The 22,112-nt window shown below is 56.7% G+C and carries 21 protein-coding genes and 3 tRNA genes; 10 read left to right on the top strand and 14 right to left on the bottom strand.

Annotation, left to right across the window (positions count from 1 at the left end; all coding sequences use genetic code 11):
- Window positions 1-9: 9 nt before the first annotated feature.
- Complete coding sequence (locus AC2FNU_RS11230; protein WP_496788133.1) at window positions 10-1,629, top strand: long-chain-fatty-acid--CoA ligase; 1,620 nt, start codon at window positions 10-12, stop codon at window positions 1,627-1,629.
- Window positions 1,630-1,648: 19 nt separating this feature from the next.
- Here the strand turns inward: AC2FNU_RS11230 and AC2FNU_RS11235 are convergent.
- Window positions 1,649-1,723 (bottom strand) — tRNA-Asn (locus AC2FNU_RS11235).
- 371 nt (window positions 1,724-2,094) lie between these two features.
- Between AC2FNU_RS11235 and AC2FNU_RS11240 the strand changes: the two genes are divergently transcribed.
- Entirely contained in the window at window positions 2,095-2,688 is a 594-nt protein-coding gene (locus AC2FNU_RS11240; protein ID WP_496788134.1) for a hypothetical protein, read from the top strand.
- A gap of 132 nt (window positions 2,689-2,820) precedes the next feature.
- Here the strand turns inward: AC2FNU_RS11240 and AC2FNU_RS11245 are convergent.
- Together AC2FNU_RS11245 and AC2FNU_RS11250 are read right to left on the bottom strand one after the other, a co-directional pair.
- Window positions 2,821-2,895 (bottom strand) — tRNA-Asn (locus AC2FNU_RS11245).
- Between the two features lie 76 nt (window positions 2,896-2,971).
- On the bottom strand, window positions 2,972-3,886 hold the full coding sequence (locus AC2FNU_RS11250) for an MBL fold metallo-hydrolase (RefSeq protein ID WP_496788135.1): 915 nt from the start codon (window positions 3,884-3,886) through the stop codon (window positions 2,972-2,974).
- Between the two features lie 44 nt (window positions 3,887-3,930).
- Between AC2FNU_RS11250 and AC2FNU_RS11255 the strand changes: the two genes are divergently transcribed.
- Window positions 3,931-5,250: an ATP-binding protein gene (locus tag AC2FNU_RS11255; RefSeq protein WP_496788136.1), complete on the top strand. Its 1,320-nt coding sequence runs from the start codon at window positions 3,931-3,933 to the stop codon at window positions 5,248-5,250.
- Between the two features lie 98 nt (window positions 5,251-5,348).
- Entirely contained in the window at window positions 5,349-5,885 is a 537-nt protein-coding gene (locus AC2FNU_RS11260) for a hypothetical protein (protein WP_496788137.1), read from the top strand.
- Window positions 5,886-6,033: 148 nt separating this feature from the next.
- Here the strand turns inward: AC2FNU_RS11260 and AC2FNU_RS11265 are convergent.
- A tRNA-Ile gene (locus AC2FNU_RS11265) sits at window positions 6,034-6,110 on the bottom strand.
- A gap of 107 nt (window positions 6,111-6,217) precedes the next feature.
- On the opposite strand from AC2FNU_RS11265, the gene purM reads away from it, so the two are divergent.
- The 3 genes from purM to rnd all read left to right on the top strand — a co-directional run bounded on the left by purM (window position 6,218) and on the right by rnd (window position 9,129).
- Window positions 6,218-7,264 carry a phosphoribosylformylglycinamidine cyclo-ligase gene (gene purM, locus AC2FNU_RS11270; protein WP_496788138.1) on the top strand — a complete coding sequence of 349 codons (1,047 nt, stop codon included), beginning with the start codon at window positions 6,218-6,220 and terminating at the stop codon, window positions 7,262-7,264.
- Complete coding sequence (purN, locus tag AC2FNU_RS11275; RefSeq protein WP_496788139.1) at window positions 7,261-7,857, top strand: phosphoribosylglycinamide formyltransferase; 597 nt, start codon at window positions 7,261-7,263, stop codon at window positions 7,855-7,857. The genes purM and purN overlap by 4 nt, the downstream gene beginning before the upstream one ends.
- Window positions 7,858-7,971: 114 nt before the next feature.
- The gene (gene rnd / locus AC2FNU_RS11280) at window positions 7,972-9,129 is read left to right on the top strand and encodes a ribonuclease D (RefSeq protein ID WP_496788140.1); all 1,158 of its coding nucleotides are present in this window, start codon (window positions 7,972-7,974) and stop codon (window positions 9,127-9,129) included.
- Between the two features lie 6 nt (window positions 9,130-9,135).
- On the opposite strand, the gene AC2FNU_RS11285 is transcribed toward rnd, so the two are convergent.
- Window positions 9,136-9,666: a hypothetical protein gene (locus AC2FNU_RS11285; RefSeq protein ID WP_496788141.1), complete on the bottom strand. Its 531-nt coding sequence runs from the start codon at window positions 9,664-9,666 to the stop codon at window positions 9,136-9,138.
- Window positions 9,667-9,805: 139 nt separating this feature from the next.
- Between AC2FNU_RS11285 and AC2FNU_RS11290 the strand changes: the two genes are divergently transcribed.
- A complete protein-coding gene (locus AC2FNU_RS11290) occupies window positions 9,806-10,216 on the top strand; it encodes a SufE family protein (RefSeq protein ID WP_496788142.1) in 411 nt (136 codons plus the stop codon).
- A 2-nt stretch (window positions 10,217-10,218) separates the two neighbouring features.
- On the opposite strand, the gene AC2FNU_RS11295 is transcribed toward AC2FNU_RS11290, so the two are convergent.
- On the bottom strand, window positions 10,219-10,878 hold the full coding sequence (locus tag AC2FNU_RS11295) for a DUF1638 domain-containing protein (protein WP_496788143.1): 660 nt from the start codon (window positions 10,876-10,878) through the stop codon (window positions 10,219-10,221).
- 239 nt (window positions 10,879-11,117) lie between these two features.
- Window positions 11,118-11,816 (bottom strand): corrinoid protein, encoded by a 699-nt coding sequence (locus AC2FNU_RS11300; RefSeq protein ID WP_171090262.1) that lies wholly within the window; start codon window positions 11,814-11,816, stop codon window positions 11,118-11,120.
- Between the two features lie 273 nt (window positions 11,817-12,089).
- On the opposite strand from AC2FNU_RS11300, the gene AC2FNU_RS11305 reads away from it, so the two are divergent.
- A complete protein-coding gene (locus tag AC2FNU_RS11305) occupies window positions 12,090-13,157 on the top strand; it encodes a PA0069 family radical SAM protein (RefSeq protein WP_496788144.1) in 1,068 nt (355 codons plus the stop codon).
- A 9-nt stretch (window positions 13,158-13,166) separates the two neighbouring features.
- Here the strand turns inward: AC2FNU_RS11305 and AC2FNU_RS11310 are convergent, their stop codons facing one another.
- The 3 genes from AC2FNU_RS11310 to gltX all read right to left on the bottom strand — a co-directional run bounded on the left by AC2FNU_RS11310 (window position 13,167) and on the right by gltX (window position 17,125).
- Window positions 13,167-14,120 carry an autotransporter outer membrane beta-barrel domain-containing protein gene (locus AC2FNU_RS11310; RefSeq protein WP_496788145.1) on the bottom strand — a complete coding sequence of 318 codons (954 nt, stop codon included), beginning with the start codon at window positions 14,118-14,120 and terminating at the stop codon, window positions 13,167-13,169.
- Window positions 14,121-14,306: 186 nt separating this feature from the next.
- Window positions 14,307-15,602, bottom strand: coding sequence for a citrate synthase (gene gltA / locus AC2FNU_RS11315; protein WP_496788146.1), 1,296 nt, complete (start codon window positions 15,600-15,602; stop codon window positions 14,307-14,309).
- A 122-nt stretch (window positions 15,603-15,724) separates the two neighbouring features.
- Window positions 15,725-17,125, bottom strand: coding sequence for a glutamate--tRNA ligase (gene gltX, locus AC2FNU_RS11320; protein ID WP_496788147.1), 1,401 nt, complete (start codon window positions 17,123-17,125; stop codon window positions 15,725-15,727).
- Between the two features lie 78 nt (window positions 17,126-17,203).
- Between gltX and AC2FNU_RS11325 the strand changes: the two genes are divergently transcribed.
- The gene (locus AC2FNU_RS11325; protein WP_496788148.1) at window positions 17,204-19,252 is read left to right on the top strand and encodes a ComEC/Rec2 family competence protein; all 2,049 of its coding nucleotides are present in this window, start codon (window positions 17,204-17,206) and stop codon (window positions 19,250-19,252) included.
- Here AC2FNU_RS11325 and lexA read toward each other — a convergent pair.
- From lexA to AC2FNU_RS11345, 4 genes are all read right to left on the bottom strand, one after another.
- Window positions 19,246-19,944: a transcriptional repressor LexA gene (gene lexA / locus AC2FNU_RS11330; RefSeq protein WP_171173811.1), complete on the bottom strand. Its 699-nt coding sequence runs from the start codon at window positions 19,942-19,944 to the stop codon at window positions 19,246-19,248. The two genes, AC2FNU_RS11325 and lexA, sit on opposite strands and share 7 nt — an antisense overlap.
- A 78-nt stretch (window positions 19,945-20,022) precedes the next feature.
- Window positions 20,023-21,195 (bottom strand): molybdopterin molybdotransferase MoeA, encoded by a 1,173-nt coding sequence (locus AC2FNU_RS11335; RefSeq protein WP_496788149.1) that lies wholly within the window; start codon window positions 21,193-21,195, stop codon window positions 20,023-20,025.
- The gene (moaC, locus tag AC2FNU_RS11340; RefSeq protein ID WP_496669748.1) at window positions 21,192-21,665 is read right to left on the bottom strand and encodes a cyclic pyranopterin monophosphate synthase MoaC; all 474 of its coding nucleotides are present in this window, start codon (window positions 21,663-21,665) and stop codon (window positions 21,192-21,194) included. The genes AC2FNU_RS11335 and moaC overlap by 4 nt, the downstream gene beginning before the upstream one ends.
- The coding region (locus AC2FNU_RS11345) for an indole-3-glycerol phosphate synthase TrpC (RefSeq protein ID WP_496788150.1) at window positions 21,665-22,112 on the bottom strand (448 nt) is incomplete at its 5' end. The genes moaC and AC2FNU_RS11345, both read right to left, overlap by 1 nt.

A 22,112-nucleotide genomic window follows, 5' to 3' on the forward strand; every position in this document is an offset into this window, starting at 1 on the left:
AGGATGTCCATGCTGGGACAGATGATGACGCAGCCTTTGCTGATTTCGTCGCTGATTGATCACGCAGAGCGCTACCATGGCCAGACCAGTATTGTCTCGGTCGAGACGGATGGAACTGTAACCAAAACCAACTGGTCCGAGATTGCGGTGAACGCCCGACGCCTGGCATCGGCGCTGACAAAGCTGGGATTGGAGCCGCAAGACAGGGTTGGAACCCTGGCCTGGAACAACCGGCGGCATCTGGAGATATACTACGCGACCTCAGGCTCTGGCTTAGTGTGCCATACGGTCAACCCGCGTCTGTTCCCCGAGCAAATGACCTACATCATCAATCACGCTCAGGATCGTGTGCTGTTCTTTGATGCAACGTTCATTCCGCTTGTGGCCGCGCTGCATAGTGCGCTTACCGAGGTCAGGCACTTTGTCCTGATGGGAGCGCGCAATGAAGATGCCGCGTCACAGATCCCTGATCTCAAATTCTACGACGAACTGATCGAAGCAGAAGATGCAGGGTTTGTATGGCCTGACCTGGATGAAAACACCGCATCAAGCCTGTGTTATACCTCCGGCACGACGGGCAATCCGAAGGGCGTGTTGTATTCCCACAGGTCGACCCTGCTGCACAGCTTTGCGTCGAATACAAAAGATGTGATCGGATATTCCGCGATGGACGTCGTGATGCCTGTTGTGCCGATGTTCCATGTCAACGCATGGGGATCACCCTACGCTTGCGCGATGTCAGGCTCGCGCCTTGTTTTGCCGGGGCCGGATTTACATGGTGAGGCTTTGGTCAATCTGATCGACACCTATGGTGTGACATTAGCCATGGGTGTTCCAACCATATGGCAGGGTTTGTTGGTGCATGCAGCCAAATGCGGGACTGAATTGAAAAGCCTGGACCGTACAGTGATTGGCGGCGCGGCCTGTCCCCCTTCCATGATCGAAACGTTCCGTGAAACCTATGGTGTCGACACGGTTCACGCGTGGGGCATGAGCGAGATGAGCCCGCTAGGTACGGCAAATTACCCTCTGGCCAAACACTTAGAGCTCCCACTGGAAGAGCAGCACGCGATCCGCCTGAGCCAGGGCAGACCCCCGTTTGGGGTCGAGCTGAAAATCGTCGATGACGATGGCAATGATCTGCCGCATGACGGTGAAACGCAGGGCGATCTGATGGTGCGGGGGCATTGGGTTCTGGACAGCTACTTTTTGTTGCAGGATCAAGAGCTTCTTCAGGATGGCTGGTTTGCCACCGGGGATGTCGCCACGCTGGATCCGGATGGCTACATGACCATTCGCGACAGGTCTAAGGACATTATCAAATCTGGTGGCGAGTGGATCAGTTCGGTCGAGCTTGAAAACATCGCTGTGGCGCACCCCAAACTTGCAACCGCCGCAGTAGTGGGCGTGCCGCACCCGAAATGGGACGAAAGACCCTTATTGGTTGCTGTGAAGGCCGAAGGAGAAGAGCCAAGCGAAGAAGAATTGCTGCATTTCTTTGAAGGCAAAATCGCCAAGTGGCAAATCCCGGACAAGGTGGTGTTTGTCGATGCGCTGCCGCTGAACGCAACCGGTAAAGTCCTGAAACGCAACTTACGCGCAGATTTTGAAGACACTCTGACGGGCTGAAATCAGTTTTAAGGAAGAATGGCTCCGGCGGTAGGGATCGAACCTACGACCAATTGATTAACAGTCAACTGCTCTACCGCTGAGCTACGCCGGAACGGTTCGCGCCGTATAGCAATCGAATTCCCGGTCGTCCAGTGCAGGCCGCAAGTTTTTTCGAAAAATTCAGCAGCAACAAAGCGAGGTCCAAAAACTGGTCAAACAGGAGGGATCAGGGGGGCTGTGAGACCGGGCAAGTGCTGCTGTCAACTTACGCTTTTTTGTGTTTTCAAGGACGGTAAATCACCAAAATCTGGTGTGGGCTCTGCCTTAGCATAACACGTTCCCGAAAAGGGTTTCGTTGCGGTCATCACCGTGCAACTTGTATGAGAATTAGTGTTACTCTGCCTCAGTACGGTTGATTTCACTCGCTGATACTTTCTGACTTCAGGCTTGAAACGTCGAATTTGACAGGAGAATGCATAGAAAGTGAACCAACTTGAAAAACCAGTTCTGACCATGCCGGAAGATGCGCAAGCCGTGCTGCGCAAACACTACGAGGCCGCCTCTGTCATTCTCGAATATGGCTCTGGCGGGTCAACTGTTTTGGCCGCAGAGATGCAAAACAAAACCGTGTTCAGCGTTGAAAGTGACCGAAGCTGGACGCGCAAAATGAGGCGCTGGTTTCGCGAAAATCCACCCAACACCGGGACCGAGGTGAACATATCTTGGGTCGACATTGGTGACACCAAGAAATGGGGATTCCCGAAAAGTCAGGACAAATCAGGGCGGTATCCAAGATATCCTTTGTCAATCTGGCAGAGTAAAGGTTTCAAACATCCAGATGTCGTGCTGGTTGATGGCCGGTTTCGTGTCGGCTGTGCCCTGGCGACCGCATTCAATATCAGGCGGCCGGTGACCCTTCTGTTTGACGACTATGGAGATCGACCGCGAATGCAAGCGGCAGAGGAGTTTCTGGATGCGCCGGAGCTTATCGGTCGCATGGCAGTTTTCAAGGTTGAACCGATGCAAATCCCGGTCGATCGCCTTATTCGGGTTATTCGCCTGCTGACGGTACCCTGAAGCAACGACTTGAGACACAACCGACATATTGGACCTGAGAGCGTCGTAAATCGCGCCCCCCGACTGTGCGGTGGATAGATGTACGAATTACCGACCGATCCATTCGCAAATGTCTTGGATTGTCAGGATTATTGGCTCCGGCGGTAGGGATCGAACCTACGACCAATTGATTAACAGTCAACTGCTCTACCGCTGAGCTACGCCGGAACTGAGGCGCATATAGCAATCCGGATTCCCGGCGTCCAGAGGGGAAGCGCGCCAAGCACAAAAAATTTTCAAAGTTTCAGGCGACGCGATGAAACTGGGCTGTGGCAGACATTTTTCCACGTGGGAGAACCTTGTTTTTCCCCGCCAGATCAACAAGGTGCGCAAAAACGTTCCGTTCGGCTGCCGGTAACAGAGCAGCGGGTGTGTCGGTATAGATACGCTCGGCCAATTGCCGGGCTGTGCCGTCTGCCTGTTCCAAAGCAGACAGAATCTGCGCCTCGCGGGTTTGCCTGTGTTGGATCAACCAGTCCAGACGTTCGGCAGGGTTTGTGATCGGCGCTCCGTGTCCTGAATGGAATACGGACCAGTTGCGGGCGCGCAGGCGGTGGCAGGCCGCCATGAAATCCGTCAGATCTCCGTCCGGGGGTGAGACCAATGAACTGGCCCAACCCATCACGTGGTCCGCGGTGAAACAGGTGTCTTTCCAGCCCAATGCGATGTGATTTCCAAGATGGCCGGGGGTGTGAATGACCTGCAACTGCCACCCATCGCCGGTAATGAGCTCTCCGTCTACAACTTCCACGTCTGGGCGAAACGCGGTGTCGATACCTTCGCCGCCGCCGGTCATACCTTGCGCAACCAAATTGGTCATGACGTCGCTTCGGCCCGCCTCTGGCCCGCCAAAAGCATAGATCGCTGCGCCCGTCCGCGCCCCCAAAGGGGCGGCAAGGGGCGAGTGATCCAGATGCGTATGTGTCACGACAATGTGGCTTATCTTCTGCCCGGGCTTCAAAGCATCGAGAATCGCAGTCAGATGCGCCTCGTTTTCAGGGCCGGGATCGATCACTGCGATGTCACGGTCGCCCAGAAGATAGGTGTTGGTGCCGCGATACGTCATAGGCGACGGATTCGGGGCCAGAATGCGCCGCAGACCCGGTTGCAGATCGACGGCAATACCCGCGGTTGGATTGAAATCGTCAGGTGCCTGCATTCTGCGCTCTTCCTCTTATCCGGGCGGCCCGCTAGGTTTAGCCCATGTCTTCGCAATGGCTCAAACCCTATCTGCCTCGCAGTCTCTACGCCCGCGCAGCTTTGATCCTGGTTCTGCCCGTGATCGTGCTGCTTCTTGTGGTGGGAATCGCGTTTATTCAAAAGCATCTGGAAGACGTCACCGGGCAGATGACACGCGCTGCTTCGCGCGAAGTAACCCTGATCACAACGATGATCGCGGATACTGAAACCCAGCAGGAAGCTGTGGCCGCGATGCGCCCCGATTTGCAGGCCCTTGAAATGCAGGCGCGTTTTCTGGGCGTGAACGAAGAACCGATGATTGGTGCGCGGCGCTGGTATGACTTTATCGCGCCGCAAGTTCGGGCCGACCTTCAGGCGAACTTGCCTGATCTGGTTGCTGTAGCTTTGCCAACCAGCCGCGAGGCGCGGGTTTACATGCAGACTCATTTGGGAATTTTGCAGCTGACGTTTGACCGACGCCGGTTGTCACCGGTCGCGCCGCACCAGTTGATCGTGACGATGGTTTTTTTCGCTGTGATCATGACCACGATCTCTTTTCTCTATATGCGCAATCAATTGCGACCGATTACTCGTCTGGCGGATGCTGCGCAGGCGTTTGGGCGAGGGCGGGTCGTGCCGTATACCCCCGGTGGTGCAATCGAAGTTCGCGCTGCCGGGAATGCGTTTCTGGACATGCGCGCCCGGATCGAACGTCAGATCGAACAACGGACTCTGATGCTGTCGGGTGTCAGCCATGACCTGCGTACACCGCTAACCCGATTGAAGCTCGGGCTGTCCATGTTGCCCGAGGACGAGGCCGCGCCTTTGCAGCAGGATGTGACGGAAATGCAGTCTTTGCTGGATGCTTTCCTGGATTTCACCCGAGGGGCAGCGGAAGGATCCCCCGAAGAGGTGCAGCCAGACGTGTTTATCCGTCAGATCGTAGACGATGCCAAACGGGCAGGGCACAAGGCCCAACTGATCGGTGTCGAGGGTCAGGGAACTGTTATGTTGCGACCTGTGGCCATTCGTAGGGCGGTGGAAAATCTGATCGGAAACGCAGTGCGTTATGGTACGCAGGCAGACATCAGCCTGACGCTGAATCCCAAGTCCCTGCGCATCCGTGTCGAAGACGATGGGCCGGGCATCCCGGTCGAGGAACGCACGGAAGCCGTCAAGCCTTTCACCCGACTTGACCCGGCGCGCAATCAGAACAAGGGAAGTGGCGTAGGGCTTGGCTTGGCGATCGTGGCGGATATTGCGCGTGCTCATGGCGGAACCCTGCGGCTGGCAAAAAGCGAGCGTTTGGGTGGGCTTTGTGCCGACATTATTATCGGTCGATAGCTAAGATTCCCTTGCTAATTAAATGCATGCAATTTTGTGATTTTGTATAAGCATGTCATTCTGGCCCCAGTTTTCAAACGACGTGGGGTTCAGAGAAAATGATTAAAGCAGCTCTCAGCAATATCGAGAAAGTAGTCGTTACCGTCACATCATTGTTTGCGCTAGTTCCGATCACGCAATTCGCGCGGGAAGCGGAAGATCGAAAATTCGAACGCATGGCCAGCTTCATTGCACTTGGCGACACCTGCAGCGATTGGATGCAGGAAGAAGTGATTCAGGGAATGGCATTTGAGTTGAAGCATTTTGTCAAAGAAGACGAAGACGAATTGGCGCCGATTCCAATACAGGTCCGAGCAAATCAGGTGATCTATTGTTCTTATGTTCTGGATTACTTCCAGGCCGAGTTTGCAAAAGTCTATGGCCCGCCGGATCCGGATCAGGACTATTACGAACCAACTGCGGATGAATACTTGGCCATGCTGTATGACGCGTCACATTGGTCCGTGCCGATCGATTTTGAAGACTACCTTGTGACCGTCAGAAACCTGCCAAATTCGGCTGGGACACATACGTTCTACGAAACCCAAAGCCCTTGGTGGCTGGCTGATAGCGTAGAAGAGTTTCTGGAGTACTAATACCACCGGTCTGCGGTGTTTTGGCAGGATCTACGTTGTGTATCGCAGTACAAACAGGCCAGACATTTCGAATTCGCGGGGTTCGGCACGCCAATTGGTCCAGGGGCGACACGTTTATCATTTTCTGTCAAGGCGTTAGGCGGTGATTTGGTAGGCCCGGCAGGACTTGAACCCGCAACCAAAGCGTTATGAGCGCTCTGCTCTAACCAATTGAGCTACAGGCCCGCCACGGCGTCTTGCCTATCACGGTGAACGCCCGCGTCAAGCCTGACCGTTGCAACATGTTGCACAATCGACTAACCCGCCCGCAAAGCATTCATGAGGGACCGACCATGACAGCGGGTAAGAACGGAATCACCTATGCCGACGCAGGCGTGGATATTGACGCGGGCAACGCTCTGGTCGATCGGATCAAGCCCGCCGCCAAGCGGACCAACCGCCCCGGCGTGATGAGCGGGCTGGGTGGCTTTGGTGCGTTGTTCGACCTGAAGGCCGCTGGGTATCAGGACCCGATTCTGGTGGGCGCAACAGATGGCGTCGGCACCAAACTTCGGATCGCGATTGATACCGGCGTCGTGGATGGGGTTGGCATCGATCTGGTGGCCATGTGCGTCAATGACCTGATCTGTCAGGGGGCCGAGCCGCTGTTCTTCCTCGACTATTTCGCGACTGGCAAGCTGGACACTGAAACGGCTGCGCGGATTATCGAAGGGATTGCCGAAGGCTGTGCGCAGTCAGGCTGTGCACTGATCGGGGGCGAGACGGCTGAGATGCCGGGCATGTATCCCGATGGCGACTTCGATCTGGCCGGGTTCTCGGTTGGTGCGATGGAACGTGGTGCGGATTTGCCCGCAGGCGTTCAGTCCGGTGACGTGCTGCTGGGTCTGGCCTCGAACGGGGTGCATTCCAACGGTTATTCTCTGGTGCGTAAACTGGTCGAACTGTCTGGTTTGGGCTGGGACGCGCCGTCGCCATTTGGTGAAGGGTCTCTGGGTGAGGCTTTGCTGACGCCAACGCGTCTGTATGTCAAACCAACTTTGGCTGCGGTCCGTGCCGGTGGCGTTCACGCGCTGGCCCATATCACAGGCGGTGGTCTGACCGAAAACCTGCCGCGTGTGTTGCCCGAGGGGCTGGGGGCCGAGATCGATCTGGACAGTTGGCAATTGCCACCCGTCTTCAGCTGGATGGCGGAAACAGGCGGTATTGTCGAAGCCGAGATGCTCAAGACCTTCAACTGCGGCATCGGCCTGATTGTCGTTTGTGAAGCAGACAAGGCGGATGAGTTGTCGAGCTTGCTGTCGGACGCCGGTGAAACTGTCGTTCGGATCGGCACCGTGACCGAGACGCCCGGCGTTGCCTATTCGGGCAAATTGCTGTGAGCCACAAACGCGTCGCGATCCTGATTTCCGGGGGCGGGTCGAACATGGTGTCGCTGGTCGACAGCATGACCGGAGATCATCCGGCGCGACCCTGTTTGGTGCTTTCTAATGATGCGCAGGCAGGCGGGCTGAAAAAAGCTGCGGACCGTGGCATTCCGACCGCAGTGGTTGATCATCGCCCGTTCAAGGGGGACCGTGCCGCGTTTGAGGCCGAGCTTTTGAAGCCCTTGCAAGAGGCACAGCCGGATATCGTATGTCTGGCGGGTTTCATGCGCGTACTGACAGGTGATTTTGTGTCCAGGTTTCAGGGGCGGATGCTGAACATCCACCCTTCTTTGTTGCCTAAATACAAAGGCTTACATACCCATACCCGCGCCATTGAGGCGGGTGATTCCGAGCACGGCTGCTCGGTCCATGAAGTTACCGCAGCGTTGGATGATGGTCCGATTCTGGGGCAGGCGAGGGTGCCTGTTGAACGGGGTGACACCCCGGAGTCACTGGCCGCGCGGGTGCTGGTTCAGGAACATGTGCTTTACCCCGAAGTGTTGCGTCGTTACGCCGAAGGCAACAGGTTGCCCGTCCTGTTGCCCTGAACCCGCTCTGGGTGATTTACACCTGCCTGATAATCGGCCTATGGTCGTCGGTAACGCTCGGGACGAAGAAAATAACGGGCAGTCACAAAACCAAGAGCGATACTAGTACGGCGCATGAAAACCCTGACGACGACGCAAGAGCTGGCCGACTTCTGCAAGGCCGCTGCAGGCTATCCTTTTATCACTGTCGACACCGAATTCCTGCGTGAGCGGACGTATTATTCCAAACTCTGCCTTGTGCAATTGGCGGTGCCTTCCGACGACGAAGACAGCGCGGTTCTGGTAGATCCCCTGGCCGATGATCTGTCGCTTGAGCCGCTTTATGAGCTGTTCCGTAACGAAGATGTGGTCAAGGTATTCCATGCTGCCCGTCAGGATCTGGAAATCTTCTGGGTTGAGGCTGGTGTGTTTCCCAATCCGCTTTTCGACACGCAGGTCGCGGCAATGGTCTGCGGCTTTGGCGAGCAGGTGGGTTACGAGACATTGGTGCGCAAGATCTGCAAACAAGGGGTCGACAAGACCTCTCGGTTCACGGACTGGTCGCGGCGTCCGTTGACCGACGCACAGAAATCATACGCGCTGGCTGATGTGACCCATCTTCGCAAGATTTACGAACATCTGGCGGCTGAACTCAGTAAGACCCGGCGCAGCCATTGGGTGGGCGAAGAACTGCGGACGCTGACGCAAGCCGCGACCTATGACATCCGCCCGGAAGAGGCATGGAAACGGGTCAAAACGCGGACAAACTCGGCCAAGTTTCTGGCTGTTGTCCGGGAACTGGCACAATTTCGTGAAGCTTATGCGCAAGAAAACAACGTCCCTCGGAACCGGGTTTTTAAGGATGATGCACTGATTGAGCTGGCGTCAACCAAACCCAAGACGCCCTCGGATCTGGGCGGATCGCGTCTGTTGCTGCGTGAGGCGCGCAAAGGCGCCATTGCCGAAGGAATACTGGCTGCCGTCAAACGTGGTGTGAATTGTCCGGCGGACAAGCTGCCCAAGATCGATACATCGCGCGACAAGCTGAAGGTAAACCCGGCATTGGCCGACTTGCTGCGCGTTCTTCTCAAGTCGAAAACAGAAAGCTCGGGTGTAGCCGCCAAACTGATCGCCACAAGCTCTGAACTGGATCAGATCGCCGCCGGCGAACGCGACTTGCCCGCCATGTCAGGATGGCGGTTCGAAGTCTTTGGCGAAGACGCTCTGAAACTCTGTGAAGGCAAGATCGCGCTGGCAGCCAAAGGCCAGTCGGTCAAGGTTGTCTCGCTTTAGCGACGCTTAGCGCCGCCGTGATTCCAACGCGTTCTGCTGTCCGACAACGCGAACCAGTCGAATACCTTCAAGATCCTGACGACTGACGTTCACAGCGTCCGAGACCATACGTGTGCGTTCGGACCCTTGCGGCGTCTGCTGTTCGGGATAGTTGACGCGAAAAACAAACTCCAACGTGCCGTTCTTGGTGTTTTCTTCGTTGATCACCGGGACAAGACGCGCGCCAAAGGCCCCCTGACGAATGGCCGTGCCCGACGTATATATGATTGCACCTGTCGGTGTAGGTTCTATGCGCAATTCATCAATTTGACCGATCGGTACGCTGGTATCCACGACTTCGGGACGGGAAAACAATCCTCTGCCACTGCTCTGCTTAGGGACAAGAGCGTCAGCTGCATTGGGGTCCGGCGGCGTTTCAGCTTCGACCGATCTGCTGGAGCCGAACCAGTTAGACGGGTTCACCCGAGAATCACGCCATCCGCTGCATGCAGTCAGGGTCAGCGTGGCGATGATAAGAACGGACAGAGATTTTTGCATAGACCCACAGCTTTTCACACGAATTCAGGCAATGGGTTAGCGCAATTTCCTCGCGTTGAAAAGCCACTGCGGGGCTGGACAGCAGGTGGTCGTCGGCATAGGTCACAGGAGGTACTGCAACCAAAAGGATCGCCGCGCCATGGCCACGCCCGCCTTTGAGGACATTGTCGAAGATTTCGAGTTTCTGGAGGACTGGGAAGACCGGTATCGCCACGTCATCGAACAGGGCAAGGCAATGGAAGCCCTGGACGACGCGTTCAAGGTACCGGCCACCAAAGTGAACGGGTGTGCCAGTCAGGTTTGGCTGCATCCCATGATAGAAGGGGGTGTGTTCAAATTCGACGGCGACAGCGATGCCCTTATCGTGCGCGGACTGATTGCTGTCCTTCGGTCCTTGTACAATGGATTGCCAGTAGCTGAGGTGCCCAAAGTCGATGCAGGGGCCGAGCTGGCGCGTCTAGGTCTCAACGATCATCTGTCGGCACAACGATCCAATGGTCTGCGCGCCATGATCGAACGCATTCGTCAGGTGGCGCAAGAGAACGCATGACTTCAGGTCGGGCGGTTTGCCCAATCTGCCAATGTGTTTTCCAGATCGCCGTAGCCCGTGAAACGGCGCTCGAACTCTAATCCCATACGGTCTGCACATTCCCGGGCGCGAGCGGTCAGGTCCGGGCTGTCGATCTGAGCCTGATAGATCAGCTTTGTGTAGTTGCCAAAATACATGTCGCGCAGTTCCGGGTGACGATCCAGACCCAAGGGCTTCCAGACAAAAGCGTCAAACTGACGGGCCAAAAAATCTGTCAGGTAAAAGGCCGTTGTCTCGTCTTCGCCGCGCGCCTGAAAGGCTTCGTTCCCCTCGAAAAAGGAATAACAATGGGGGCCTTTCACCATCTCGACGCCCAGCTTTTCACAGGCTTGTTGCAGCAGGCCACCGGTCCCGCAGTCGGCGTAGACCACATAGATTTTGTCGAACTTGTCCCGGTGCTTCGCCACGGCGTCTTCTACGGCCTGCGTGATCCGTTCCGGGTGGACATGCAGGATCGCGGGCAGACACGTCAGCTCCATGTGGCCCCAATGATTACGTGTTTTAATATCCAGAATCTCTCTGGCCAGAGCCCCGCAAGCGATCAGAAGGATGCGGCCCGACTCGGCGCTGGAATAGCCTTTGGTTGTCAGACTGGCATCATCGGGCAGGGCGTCTTCTTGCATGGTGTGGCGTCCTCTGAATCTGTCCCTAGAAGAGGATGAATATCAACAACGAGCAAGCCCTGTTCCGACCTCTGAAAGCAAGCTGCCGACGTCATTGGTTTGGTTTTGCAGTCAGAGGTTTGCCTGAAGGACCCTATGATGGAGGGCGATCCCTATTGTTCCAGGTTTTCATCCCTATGGTTTGAAACGAAAAAGGGCCGCCCAACCCGGACGACCCTTTGGATGAAAGTCCAGGCGGTTTAGCCAGCCAGCTGATTGTGCTTGCGGCCTACAAAGTCCTTTGCAGTTTCCACTGCAACCGCAGCATCACGGCAATACGCATCTGCACCGATGGCTTTGCCAAACTCTTCGTTCAGCGGGGCGCCGCCAACCAGAACGATATAGTCATCACGGACGCCCTGTTCGACCAACGTGTCGATGACCACTTTCATGTAAGGCATCGTTGTCGTCAGCAGGGCGGACATACCAAGAATGTCAGGCTGTTCGGTTTCCAGCGCTTCCAGATAGTTTTCGACCGGGTTGTTGATGCCGATATCGACAACTTCAAACCCTGCGCCTTCCATCATCATCGACACAAGGTTCTTGCCGATGTCGTGAATGTCGCCTTTCACAGTGCCGATCACCATCTTGCCAACGCGCGGCGCACCGGTTTCGGCCAGCAGCGGTTTCAGGATCGCCATACCGCCCTTCATGGCGTTGGCGGCCAGCAGAACTTCGGGCACGAACAGGATGCCGTCGCGGAAGTCATGGCCCACAATGGTCATGCCACCGACCAGAGCCTTGGTCAGAATGTCGTAAGGGGTCCATCCCCGCTCCAGCAGGATGTTGGTTCCTTCTTCGATCTCTTCTTTCAGGCCGTCATAGAGATCGTCGAACATCTGCTCGACAAGTTCGTCGTCGTTCAGTTCGGACAGGATGATGTCTTCTTCGTCGGACATGGGGTATTCCCTGTGCTGGGCGGGCCATCGGCCCGTGGTGGCATTTTTTCCGTTTTGGCTAAAACGTCGCATCCTGACTGTGACGATTGCGACGTCGGTCGTTTCGGGACCGACCTATATGTCAAAAAAACGCGCAGCTCGAATGAAAAATCTGCATGATTATCGTGCATTCCGCTTAATCGTACCAATTTGGTCTGACACAGGGATGACTTGCGTCTGGCTCGCACCGGTCGTATGTTCCAGATAGGAACATAACATGAACAAATTGCTTAAATGAATGCTGTGACGATCCCAAAAGCCCGAGGAACACATTCGAACGCGACCGGACGGTTCGAGCGGTTCGCCACTGTTTCCATCGATGACGGATGGGACATTGACGAAGCCTTACCGCCTCTGCGCACCGAAACACGGGATGAGGTTGCGCGCAGTGCGATTACATACAACCGGTCTCCGGATTTGCCTTTTGATCGTTCGATTAATCCCTATCGAGGGTGCGAACACGGGTGTGTCTATTGTTTTGCGCGGCCCAGCCACGCCTACCTGGGTCTGTCCGCCGGGTTGGATTTCGAAACCCGCCTGACGGCCCGCCCGAATATGAGCTGTGTTCTGCGCAAAGAATTGTCATCCAAGGCCTATAAGGTTGCCCCGCTGGCCATTGGTACCAACACGGACCCATATCAGCCGATCGAGAAAGATCGCCTGATTACAAGGTCCTGCCTAGAGGTTCTGCAAGAGTTCAATCATCCGGTTGCGATTGTAACCAAGGGGGCTTTGATCGAACGCGATCTTGATATTCTGGCCGAATTGGCCAGCCGTGGATTGGCGCGCGTCGGAATTTCGCTGACCACTTTGGATGCCAATCTTTCGCGCCGGATGGAGCCTCGTGCGCCGTCACCGCAGCGGCGGCTGCGCATGATCCGCACATTGACCGGGGCCGGGGTTCCGGTGCGTGTGATGACATCGCCGATTGTGCCTGGGCTGACGGATCATGAACTTGAGAACCTGCTGGAGGCGGGGCAGGAAGCTGGCGCAGATGCTGCAAGCTGGATCATGCTGCGATTACCTCGTGAGGTGTCACAGCTGTGGCAGGATTGGCTGGCCGAACACCAACCCGCACGGGCGGAAAAGGTTATGTCCAAGCTGCGCGACATGCACGGAGGTCGTGATTATGACCCGCGTTGGGGGCATCGAATGCGGGGTGAAGGTATCTATGCGGGGATGATCGCACAGAGATTTTCGAAAGCTTGCAAACGTCTTGGGTTGTCGGTCAAATCTCCACCGCTGCGGTGCGACCTGTTTTCTGTGCCGCCGCAACCCGGGGATCAGATGAGTCTGTTCTGATATTTTACTTCAAAAACTTATTCCGATTCCGGCAGTGAACCCATTGACCGTGTCGCTGCCGTAATACCGCACCATCACGCGGGTCGTGCTGACCCACGGAACCCATGTGTCGGACAGGTCGACCTCGACCCCGCCGCCAATACGGGCCAGCCAATCGGTGCCCAGAACAAGGGATTGGTCGCCGATCAGGTAGGAATAGGAAAAGTCACCGACCCAGCGCACCGGACGTCCGAACATCCGGGCACCGGACGGAAAACGGTAGCGCGTCCATAACACTGCGTTCGCTGCTGTGGACTGCACCAGAAGGTCCTTGTCATCACCGATAGGCCAGTATTCGATATGCGTGTAGCGAAAGCTCACCTCAAACTCGCGATCATTTGAAAGCGGGCGCGCATAGTCCAGCGTGACAGACCCCCCGGCACCCCCGGCCCAAAGTCCACCGCTTTGTACAAATTCGGCATCAATGCCCAGCCGGTTGGCGACAAACTGTGTGACCACCGAGGCATCTGATTGAGTGCGGCCAATTGAAAGGTGAACCATGGGCGTCAGCTTCCAGCGCTCACCCAGGTCAAATTGGTATCCAATACCACCGGTCGCAGCAGCGCTGGTCCATTTCAGGGGAAGGGTGGCCGTTTGCCCCGAGCCTGAAAAGAACAGAACCGGATCGTATCGCGCATACCCGATGTAGCCTTCCAAATATAGCGGGACACCCTCGCTCAGCCTGAAGCCGCCGCCAAGTTGGGCCGAGTTGAAATCATACTCGCGGTTGCCTGTATTGGATTGCAGTGAAATCGCGCTGGCGGAATCATCCGGGATGCCTGCAAGACCCATGATAGCCAATGAACCAGCCGCGTTCTCGCGTTGCAGGGCCTTGAATGCGTTCTCAATCAAGGTCTGAGCATTCGCCGCAGAGGACAGCATAAAGCAGGCTGAAACAGCCAAAAGTGCAGACCTTAAGGACATTACAACACGCCGTTCAATCATTTTCAGGCACACTAGTTTCGCGAACAAAACCGGTAAAGCCTGTGCACTCGCCTGTTCCGAATTTGCCGCCGCGTGACAACAATTCGGTAACACAGGTGGGATCGGGACAAAAAAGACCCCGGAGAAACCGGGGCCTTTTGACAGTTTAAACAGCAATCCGAGGGATCAGCGATTTTCGATATCCACGTAATCCCGCAGTGTTTCGCCCAGATACAACTGGCGCGGACGACCAATCTTGTTCTGAGGATCGGCAATCATCTCTTTCCACTGGCTGACCCAGCCTACGGTGCGCGACAGGGCAAAGATCGGCGTGAACATGGAGGTCGGGAAACCCATCGCCTCAAGGATGATGCCCGAATAGAAGTCCACATTCGGGAACAGCTTCTTCTCGGCGAAATACGGATCTTCCAGCGCCTCGCGCTCCAGTTCCTTGGCGACCTGCAGTTTCGGGTTGTCTTCGATGCCCAGCAAATCCAGCACTTCATCTGCCGATTGCTTCATGACCTTGGCGCGCGGATCGAAGTTTTTATAGACGCGGTGGCCAAAGCCCATCAGGCGGAACGGATCGTCTTTGTCCTTGGCGCGCGCGATAAATTCCGGGATGCGATCGACAGTGCCGATCTCTTCCAGCATTTCCAGGCAGGCCTGGTTCGCACCGCCATGCGCCGGACCCCAAAGGCAGGCGATACCCGCGGCAATACACGCAAACGGGTTTGCGCCCGAGGACGACGCCAGACGCACGGTCGAGGTCGAGGCGTTCTGCTCGTGATCCGCATGCAGGGTAAAGATACGGTCCATCGCGCGGCTGAGGATCGGGTTCACCTCATATTCTTCGGCAGGAACGCTGAAACACATGCGCAGGAAGTTGGACGCATAGTCCAGATCGTTGCGCGGATACACGAAGGGCTGACCTGTGTGATACTTATAGGCCCAGGCTGCAATCGTCGGCATCTTGGCGATCAGGCGATGAGACGCGATCTCGCGCTGCTGAGGGTCCGAGATGTCAGTGGAATCGTGATAGAAAGCCGACATCGCACCGACAACACCGACCATGATCGCCATAGGGTGCGCGTCGCGCCGGAAACCGCGATAGAAATACTGCATCTGTTCGTGCAGCATGGTGTGACGGGTGATCGTTGTTTCGAACGTCTCCAGATCTTTTGCCGCCGGCAATTCTCCGTAGAGCAGCAGATAGCAAACCTCGAGGAAGTGCGATTTCTCGGCCAGTTGGTCGATCGGATAGCCCCGGTGCAGCAGCTCGCCTTTTTCGCCGTCGATATAGGTAATGGTGCTGTCGCAGCTCGCGGTCGAGGTAAAGCCCGGATCGTAGGTGAAGACCCCGGCTTGTCCGTAAAGCTTGCGAATATCGACAACATCAGGTCCGGCGGTAGGGGAATGAACTGGCAACTCGTATTCTTTGCCGTGAACAGTCAGAGTGGCTGTTTTGTTGCTGTCAGTCATAGTTGTCCCTTCTTCATTCATGCGCACGCCAGACAGATCGCCAGCGATACGGGCAACGACTGCGCGCGAACGCGCAATCCGGGTGTTAGCGGAGCAGCGTTACCCGTTTATGAAGATTGGGTTTATTTCGCTGCCTCAGAAAGCCGCGCCAGGGTTTCATCCCGTCCCAGCACCAGCATCATGTCAAAAACCGAAGGTGTAACGGCCCGACCTGCCAGCGCAGCCCGTAGCGGACCTGCCAGCTTGCCGAACTTGAGCTCCTTTGACTCGGCAAAGGAATTCAGGGCCTCCTCCAGTTCGTTCCGGGACCAGCTAACATTTTGCAGCTGCGGCGTCAATTCCGACAGTATACCATCGGATACAGATGTCAGCGCCTTTGCCGCCTTTTCATCCGGAACAATTGGGCGTTCGGTCAACGCAAAATGCGCCTTTTCAAGGAGTTCCGGGAAAGTACGTGCCCGATCCTTGAGGCAATACATCGCACGTTCCAGATCACTGGATTGTGTCGGTGTGAGAGCAGGAAGGTCTGCTGCCGCGAGGTAATCCTCAATTTCTTGCCGCAGCGCAGCATCATCTGAGATTGCAATATGCTGCCCGCAGAGATTCTCGAGCTTTTTCAGGTCGAAACGAGCAGGGCTTTTGCCGATTCCATCCAGATCAAACCATTCCTTTGCCTGAGCATCCGTAAAGAACTCGTCGTCACCGTGGCTCCAGCCCAAACGAGCAAGGTAATTGCGCATACCAGCCGCAGGATACCCCATGGCCTGGTATTCCTGTGCACCAAGCGCGCCGTGGCGTTTCGACAGCTTTTTACCGTCGGGCCCGTGAATCAAAGGGATATGAGCCCAGACCGGAACGTCCCATCCCATAGCCTCATAGATCATCATCTGACGCGCCGCGTTATTGAGGTGATCGTCGCCGCGAATAACATGGGTGACGCCCATGTCGTGATCGTCGACCACCACCGCCAGCATGTAGACGGGTGTGCCGTCCGAACGCAGCAGGATCATATCGTCCAGTTGATCATTACGGATGGTGACATCGCCTTGAACCTGATCGCGGATCACGGTCGCACCGTCCTGCGGGGCCTTGATACGGATGACAAACGGCGCATCTGGATGTGTCGCCGGATCGGCGTCGCGCCAGGGGCTGCGGAACAGGGTCGATTTACCCTCGGCCCGAGCCTGTTCGCGGAAGGCAGCAATTTCTTCCTGTGTCGAGAAGCACTTGTAAGCCTTGCCTTCCGCCAGCAATTGATGCGCGACCTCGGCGTGGCGGGTCGCCCCTTCGAACTGGCTGATCACGTCGCCGTCATGGTCCAGACCCAGCCATGCCATGCCCTGAAGGATTGCAGCGGTTGCTTCGGGGGTCGAGCGTTCGCGGTCGGTATCCTCAATCCGCAACAGAAATTTGCCGCCGCGACCCCGAGCATAGAGCCAATTGAACAGCGCGGTGCGTGCGCCACCGATGTGCAGAAAACCGGTGGGTGAAGGGGCAAAACGGGTGACGACCTGGTCGGACATAATGAGGATTAACCTTTTGGTAACCGTATCTGGCATAGTTTGACGCCTGTCTAACGAGCCCGAAGGACGGGGGCAACCATGCGTGTTCTTGCACGGGTCGAGGCCGCGCTGCTGCGCCAGACGGGGCATCTGTTCCCGTGGACGCCGGTCTTGCTTGCTACTGGGATCGGTCTGTATTTCGGCATTCGGGCTGAGCCTGAATTGCGGGATTATTATGGTCTGGCCGGACTGTGCGTGGTTCTCATCACTGTGCGCCGCTGGCTTCCGCCGGGGTTGGGTTCGTTGGCCATCGGGGGGGCGCTGATCGCTGCCGGTTTCTGCCTGGCAGGTGCTCGCGCCCATATGGTGGCAGAACCGGTTCTGTCATGGCGATATTATGGCCCCGTCGAGGGGAGGGTCGTCGCCATCGATCGGTCTGCCTCGGATGCGTTGCGGTTGACGCTTGATCAGGTGCGCATAGGGGACGTGCCGCAGGAGCGAAGGCCGCAGCGCATCCGTCTTTCCGTTCATGCCCCAACCGGTCCTATCGCACCGGGGCAGAGAATCATGACAACGGCGCATTTGTCACCGCCACAAGGCCCGGTGGAACCCGGCGGGTTCGATTTTCGCCGTCACGCCTGGTTCCAAAGCTTGGGTGCTTTGGGGTACACACGCGTTCCGGTTCTGACCATCGCACCTGCCTCGGACGGGATCGACGGCGTTCGGATAACCGCCATCCGCATGGCCATTTCAGAACGCGTGAAAGAGATACTACCCGGCGAAATCGGTGGCTTTGCTGCCGCCGTGACCACGGGTGATCGTAGTGGAATGGGGCAAGACACGCTGTCGTCGCTACGGGCATCCAATCTGGCACACTTGCTTGCCATATCGGGGCTGCATATGGGGCTGCTGACGGGCTTTGTGTTTGTGGCCTGTCGGGTTGGTTTGTCGCTGTTTCCGCCGCTTGCACTGCGGTTGCCTGTTCGAAAGGTGGCTGCGGTATGTGCGTTGGCTGCGGCGACCATCTATCTGATGCTCTCTGGCGGTAACGTTGCAACCGAGCGCGCGTTTGTCATGGTCACGGTCATGTTGGGCGCTGTGCTTATCGACCGCCGGGCGATCTCGTTGCGCGCTGTGGCGGTTGCAGCGGTGATCGTTCTGCTTCTCAGGCCGGAATCGCTCCTGAGCCCGGGGTTCCAGATGTCATTTGCGGCCACGACTGCTTTGGTCGCCGTGTTCGGGGCGCTGCGCGAAGTCGGCCCCATGCCCGGACCAAAATGGCTTAAACCGGTGATTGGCGTGCTCATGTCCTCGGCCATTGCCGGGCTTGCGACAGCTCCGATTGGTGCCGCGCATTTCAATACCATGTCGCACTATGGCCTTTTGGCGAATCTGCTTTCTGTTCCGGTTATGGGTTTGTTTGTCGTCCCGGCGGCTGTGGTTGCTGCGCTATTGGCTCCCATTGGGCTTGAGGCGATTCCGTTGACGGTCATGGGGTGGGCTTTGAACTGGATTTTGACGGTGTCGCACTGGGTTTCGCAGTTAGACGGCGCACAGGGCTTTGTAGTTGGCCCGCCGTGGTACGTTCTTCCTCTTATTGCCCTGGGTGCTTTGTGGATTGCCTTGTGGCAGGGGTACGCGCGGTGGGTCGGGATGGGCCCGCTTGCGGTTGCCTTTTTGCTTTGGACTGCGGGAGAACGTCCAGACGCCCTGATTGCCGAAACCGGAGGGTTGGTGGGTGTAATGACCGAACAAGGCCGCGCGCTGAGCAAAAGCAAAGGCAGCGGGTTTGTCGCGACTGTCTGGCTTGAGAATGACGGGGATGGTGTCGATCAGTCTCAGGCAGCGCACAGGTGGCCCGAGACGAACGTGATCCAGCGCTACCTGTTGAAAGATCAGGAGATTATCCACCTGACCGGCAAACGGGCGGCAAACGGGTTTGACGAATGCAAGGCAAACCAGATCATCGTCTCTGCCGTGACTCTGAATTTGAAAGGGCCGTGCGGGGTCTTTGACCCGGATCGTTTGTATGAAACCGGAAGCCTGTCAGTTCTGGATGGCAAGCTGGTAACGAGTGCCGAGCTAACAGGGCACAGGCTGTGGTCCCCAAGCACGACCGCGGACCTTCGGTCCAAGTGGGCTCAGTAAGTCCGGATCAGGCCCACAAGGCGGCCTTGTACCTTGACCTTTTCCTCGGGCAGGACACGCGTTTCGTAGACCGGGTTGGCAGCCTCGAGCGCGATGGCATTGCCCCGACGGAAATACCGCTTCAACGTGGCTTCCTGATCTTCGACCAGAGCAACCACAATGTCGCCGTTATCTGCGGTCGACGTTTCCCGGATCACCACCACGTCACCGTCGTTGATGCCCGCGTCGATCATCGAATCCCCACGAACCTCCAATGCGTAATGCTCGCCCTTGCCAGAAACCATGGGGCCGGGGACGGCAACATGGTGCGAGACATGGCTTATGGCTTCAATAGGGACACCGGCTGCAATCCGACCCATGACCGGCAGTTCCAGCGCGTCGACTGATACAGGTTCCACATTCGCAGGGCGCCGGCCTTCCGGTTTGTCACCTTCGATAACCCGCGGCGTAAACCCGGCTGTGGGTTCGCCACCAAGGCTTTCGGGAAGTTTCACAATCTCAATAGCGCGGGCGCGATGGGCAAGGCGGCGGATAAACCCGCGTTCTTCCAGCGCGGTGATCAATCTGTGGATGCCGGATTTCGACCGCAGATCAAGCGCGGCCTTCATTTCGTCGAAACTGGGCGGAACACCATCCGCCTGCACGCGTTTGTGGATGAATTCCAGCAAATCCAATTGCTTCTTGGTCAGCATCGCTCACACCTCGTCGCTCATGCGTTTTCTTTTGTTCTACGCATGTTCACGTTTTGTGTCAACGGATTTGAGAACATCTCAGATCGGCAGGTACTGAACCGTCTCTCCGATTTCACGGGCAGGATCGTGCGGTTGTCGTACCAAAAGCGCATTGGCCTGCGCCAGAACGCTAAGAAGCGAGCTGTCCTGATCCGCGCAGGCCGCGATGCCCGTGTCGCTCAGAACAGCGCGCATGTAATGCTCTCGCGGTCCGTTTTCAGACAAGGGTTCCGTGAGTTGCGCTGTAAGGAAAGGTTGAACCACATGGTCCAGACCCAGCATCCGGCGTACCATTGGTGCCAGAAACAGATAACCGCAAACCATGGCGCTGACCGGGTTGCCGGGTAAGCCAACCATAGCCGTTTTGCCGATACGACCGGCCATCAGTGGTTTTCCGGGACGCATTCGGATCTTGTAGAACGACCGTTCCATCCCCAATCCCTGCGAAACATCCGAGACTAGGTCATAATCACCAACCGAAGCGCCGCCGATTGTGACGACAAGATCGGCCCCTTTTGCCAGCCCAAATGCGGTTTCAAGCGAGGAAACGGTATCGCGCGCAATAGGGAGAACACGCACGGATGCCCCCAGACCTTCTAGTAGCGCCTGCAAACCGAATGTGTTCGAAGCAATGATCTGATCCGGACCCGGCTCTTCTCCGGGCATCACCAACTCGTCGCCGGTGGAGATCAGGGCAATCACCGGTTTGCGTGCGACCGTGACGCGTGGGGTGTTCATTGCGGCCATCAGGGCCACATCCTCGGGACGGATCAAACGCGGCGCTGATATGGATGTACCGATTTCAAAATCTACGCCAGCAGGGCGGATATTGGTTTTGGGGCCGGGTTCGTCGGTAATCGTGATCAGGTCGCTACGACGGTCAGTATCTTCCTGAATGACCACAAAGTCCGCGCCCTTGGGCACTGGCGCACCAGTAAAGATGCGCACCGCCTGACCGGGCCCGACCTGGCCGTCAAACCGATGGCCGGCCGCAGATTCGCCGACCACCTTGAACATAGCATGCAGCTCAACTTCAGCGGCCTTTACGGCATATCCATCCATCGACGATGCCGCGAAGGGCGGTTGGTTCCGCCGCGCCACAACATCCTGCGCCAGAACACGCCCGGCGGACTGTGCCAGAGGAACCTCTTCCGAAGGTAAAACCCCCACCAGATCGAACAGCAGGGCGCGCGCCTCTTCGACCGTGATCATTTCGCCTCGTAACGTCCTGATTTACCACCATCTTTCAAAAGAACGCGGATGCCACCAATCTCCATCGCCTTATCGACGGCCTTTGTCATGTCATACACTGTCAAAGCAGCGGTTGAGACGGCGGTCAGGGCTTCCATCTCAACACCTGTCTGTCCCGAGGTCTTGACTGTGGCCTCGATCTGGACACCTGGCAAATCAGGGTCAAGTGTCAGTTCAACCGCCACTTTGGTGACTGGAAGAGGGTGACACAACGGGATCAGGTCAGGTGTCTTCTTTGCACCCATGATGCCCGCCAGACGGGCAATGCCCAATACGTCTCCCTTTTTGGCGCGACCTTCTGAAATGATTTCAAAGGTTTCTGCCGCCATCCTGATGTGCCCGGCAGCAACAGCGACACGGTCAGTCACGTCTTTGTCCGACACATCAACCATATGCGCCTGACCTTGCGCGTCAAAATGGGTTAGCGGCATCACATCACTCCGGGGATCAGAGGTTTGGACAGAATATGACGCGTGGCGGCCTCGACATCGTCCTGACGCATCAGGCTTTCGCCAATCAGGAAGCAACGGGCACCATAGCGCGCGATCTCTCTTAGGTCATCGGGCGTTGCCAGGCCACTTTCACAAACGATGGTGCGGTCTGCGGGCACCAGCTTGGACAGGCGTCGCGTGGTGTCCAATGTGGTCTCGAAGGTCTTGAGGTTGCGGTTGTTGATGCCGATCAACGGGCTTTTCAACTGTGCTGCGCGTTCCAGTTCTGCTTCGTCATGCACTTCGATCAGAACATCCATACCCCAATCGAAAGCGGTTTGTTCCAGTTCCGCCGCCTGATCATCGCTGACGGATGCCATGATGATCAGAATGCAATCTGCGCCAAGGGCACGAGCTTCAACCACCTGATAGGGGTCATACATGAAA

The organism is Ruegeria sp. BHSB064, from assembly GCF_059613205.1.

Excerpts from the sequence above, each read along its gene's own strand:
- AC2FNU_RS11230 (WP_496788133.1), top strand. The coding sequence starts at position 10 with ATGCTGGGACAGATGATGACGCAGCCTTTGCTGATTTCGTCGCTGATT.
- AC2FNU_RS11250 (WP_496788135.1), bottom strand. The coding sequence starts at position 3,886 with ATGCAGGCACCTGACGATTTCAATCCAACCGCGGGTATTGCCGTCGAT.
- AC2FNU_RS11255 (WP_496788136.1), top strand. The coding sequence starts at position 3,931 with ATGTCTTCGCAATGGCTCAAACCCTATCTGCCTCGCAGTCTCTACGCC.
- AC2FNU_RS11260 (WP_496788137.1), top strand. The coding sequence starts at position 5,349 with ATGATTAAAGCAGCTCTCAGCAATATCGAGAAAGTAGTCGTTACCGTC.
- purM (WP_496788138.1), top strand. The coding sequence starts at position 6,218 with ATGACAGCGGGTAAGAACGGAATCACCTATGCCGACGCAGGCGTGGAT.
- rnd (WP_496788140.1), top strand. The coding sequence starts at position 7,972 with ATGAAAACCCTGACGACGACGCAAGAGCTGGCCGACTTCTGCAAGGCC.
- AC2FNU_RS11285 (WP_496788141.1), bottom strand. The coding sequence starts at position 9,666 with ATGCAAAAATCTCTGTCCGTTCTTATCATCGCCACGCTGACCCTGACT.
- AC2FNU_RS11290 (WP_496788142.1), top strand. The coding sequence starts at position 9,806 with ATGGCCACGCCCGCCTTTGAGGACATTGTCGAAGATTTCGAGTTTCTG.
- AC2FNU_RS11295 (WP_496788143.1), bottom strand. The coding sequence starts at position 10,878 with ATGCAAGAAGACGCCCTGCCCGATGATGCCAGTCTGACAACCAAAGGC.
- AC2FNU_RS11300 (WP_171090262.1), bottom strand. The coding sequence starts at position 11,816 with ATGTCCGACGAAGAAGACATCATCCTGTCCGAACTGAACGACGACGAA.
- AC2FNU_RS11305 (WP_496788144.1), top strand. The coding sequence starts at position 12,090 with ATGAATGCTGTGACGATCCCAAAAGCCCGAGGAACACATTCGAACGCG.
- AC2FNU_RS11310 (WP_496788145.1), bottom strand. The coding sequence starts at position 14,120 with ATGTCCTTAAGGTCTGCACTTTTGGCTGTTTCAGCCTGCTTTATGCTG.
- gltA (WP_496788146.1), bottom strand. The coding sequence starts at position 15,602 with ATGACTGACAGCAACAAAACAGCCACTCTGACTGTTCACGGCAAAGAA.
- gltX (WP_496788147.1), bottom strand. The coding sequence starts at position 17,125 with ATGTCCGACCAGGTCGTCACCCGTTTTGCCCCTTCACCCACCGGTTTT.
- AC2FNU_RS11325 (WP_496788148.1), top strand. The coding sequence starts at position 17,204 with ATGCGTGTTCTTGCACGGGTCGAGGCCGCGCTGCTGCGCCAGACGGGG.
- lexA (WP_171173811.1), bottom strand. The coding sequence starts at position 19,944 with ATGCTGACCAAGAAGCAATTGGATTTGCTGGAATTCATCCACAAACGC.
- AC2FNU_RS11335 (WP_496788149.1), bottom strand. The coding sequence starts at position 21,195 with ATGATCACGGTCGAAGAGGCGCGCGCCCTGCTGTTCGATCTGGTGGGG.
- moaC (WP_496669748.1), bottom strand. The coding sequence starts at position 21,665 with ATGCCGCTAACCCATTTTGACGCGCAAGGTCAGGCGCATATGGTTGAT.